Source organism: Pararhizobium sp., assembly GCF_035497515.1.
GTDB lineage: Bacteria > Pseudomonadota > Alphaproteobacteria > Rhizobiales > Rhizobiaceae > Pararhizobium.
Genome location: NZ_DATJDJ010000182.1, coordinates 1 through 2,142 on the forward strand (window position 1 = coordinate 1; position 2,142 = coordinate 2,142).

Sequence of the window (2,142 nt, forward strand, 5' to 3'; positions counted from 1 at the left end):
CCTCGTCGAGCGTTTCACCATGGGCTTCTGGCATCTCGAGCCCATGGTGCTGCTGCTCAATGGCGTGCTTCTGATGGGCGCCGCCATCTATGCGTTGATCAATGCCATCGGCAGCCTGATGACCGGCGGCCGCGCCCTCGAATTCGACATCGCCATTGTCTATGCCGTGGTGACGCTGATCGTCTGTCTCGCCATGGCCGACTTCGACAGGCGCGCCAACCGCCGCATCAAATCCGATTTCCTGGCGCTCGACGCGAAAGCCTGGCTGATGACGGGCGCCATCACCGGCGCACTGCTTGTCGCCTTCATCATCGGCCATCTCATCCAGGAGACTGAATACCAATATCTCTCGCCCTATATCGATCCTCTGGTGCTGGCGCTGGTCTGCCTCGTCATCATTCCGCTGCCGATCGGCACGGTCAGGCAGGCGCTGGCCGATATTCTCCTGGTGACACCCGCCGATCTCAAGCAGCAGGTCGATGAGGTGGCGCGGGCGATCGTCGCGCGCCACGGCTTTCTCGCGCATCGCGCTTACGTCGCCAGGGTCGGCCGCGGCCGCCAGATCGAGCTTTATTTCATCGCGCCCCTGGGCTGGCCGGCCAGGCGGCTCGAGGAATGGGATCGCATCCGCGACGAGATCGGCCAGGCGATCGGCGGCGAGGGTCCCGACCGCTGGCTCACCATCGCCTTCACCACCGACGCGGAATGGGCCGACTGATCAAACTCTAGCCAGGACGGCCCGCGCGGCCGCAACCGGACTGCGCGGTGTTTGTGTCAAGTTTTGCCGACATGGGGTCAAGTGTCCATTTCCGCTCGCTGATATGTAGCATGTGCGAAAAAACCGTTCGTATTCAAGAACAACAACAATCAGGAGGATGCCCCATGTCGACCATGAAACGTTGGATGGTCCTGGCACTCTGGGCGATGCTCAGCATTCCCATGCTGGTCTATTCGGCGCAGGCGGCTCAGAATCAATTGCGACTGTTGGTCTGGGAGGGATATGCCGAACCAGACTGGGTAGAAGAATTCGAGAAGAAGTATGATGCTGACGTTCAGGTCGTCTACCTGTCTTCCGACGATGAAATGTGGACGAAGATCAAGGGCAGCGACGGAGCCGATTTTGATCTGGTTTCGGTCTCGACATCCGGGGTCGACAAATTCGTCGACAACAACCTCTTCAAGCCGATCGACATCACCAAGATCCCGAATCGCGCAAACCAGTTGCCGCAATTCCAGAACATCGAAAAGATTGTCGGCGCGACGCGTGACGGCAAAGTCTATGGCGTGCCGTTTGCGTTTGGATCCATCGGGCTGATCTATGACAAGGACCGGGTGGTGCCGGCGCCGACATCCTGGTCGGTTCTCTGGGATCCCAAATACAAGCAGAAGGTCATCGTCTCGGATACCAGCGAAGTCGGTATTTCCATGGTGGCGCTGTCCCTGGGAATCAAGTCCCCCTACAAGCTCACGGACGACCAGTTCACCAAGGTGAAAGCGCGGCTGTCCGCACTGCGCGACAACATGCTCTCCTACTATTCCTCGTCCGAAGAAAGTCTCCAGGTCTACGAGGCCGGCTCGGTCGATCTCATCTTCACCCCTTGGGGCGAGCAGGCCGCCGGCGCTTTCCGCAAAGCGGGCCACAATGTCGGATATGCGATCCCTGATGAAGGAGCTTCGGGCTGGATCGATGTCTGGGCGATGACCAAAGGGGTTCAGAACGAGGAGTTGGCGCTGGCCTGGCTGAACTTCGTTCTCGAGAAGCGGATCAGCTCCGAGCTCACGACCCGCTTCAATCTCGGCAACACCGTCTCCGAATCCACGGATTTCGACTATGCGAGCCGCCTCCTGTGGGCGGAACCGGTGGAAGACTTCACGAAGCGCACCGACATCTGGAACGCGGTCAAAGCCGGCCAGTGACGAGCGGCCGCCAAATTGAGAAGAGGCCTCTTCGAGCAGGAGGCCTCTTCTCAACGCCATCAAAGCCATGGAGACACGTCATGCAGACCCGCCCGGCAACCCGCCCCGCTGCCAAAGTCGACGCGCTGTATAACCGCTTCCAGGCGGCGGTTCGGGATCGCGAGGAATTTAATTGGAACGTTCGCTAACCTTCTAAACATTCCAATCGTTGTTGAACTGCCAAAC

Annotated in this window: 2 protein-coding genes; both read left to right on the plus strand. The window is 59.2% G+C overall.

Annotated features, from left to right (window positions below; translation table 11 throughout):
- On the plus strand, window positions 1–718 hold a 718-nt coding region (locus VL202_RS19500; protein ID WP_325465737.1), incomplete at its 5' end, for a cation diffusion facilitator family transporter.
- 164 nt (window positions 719–882) lie between these two features.
- Window positions 883–1,917, plus strand: coding sequence for an ABC transporter substrate-binding protein (locus VL202_RS19505; RefSeq protein WP_325465738.1), 1,035 nt, complete (start codon window positions 883–885; stop codon window positions 1,915–1,917).
- The last annotated feature ends 225 nt before the right edge of the window (window positions 1,918–2,142 follow it).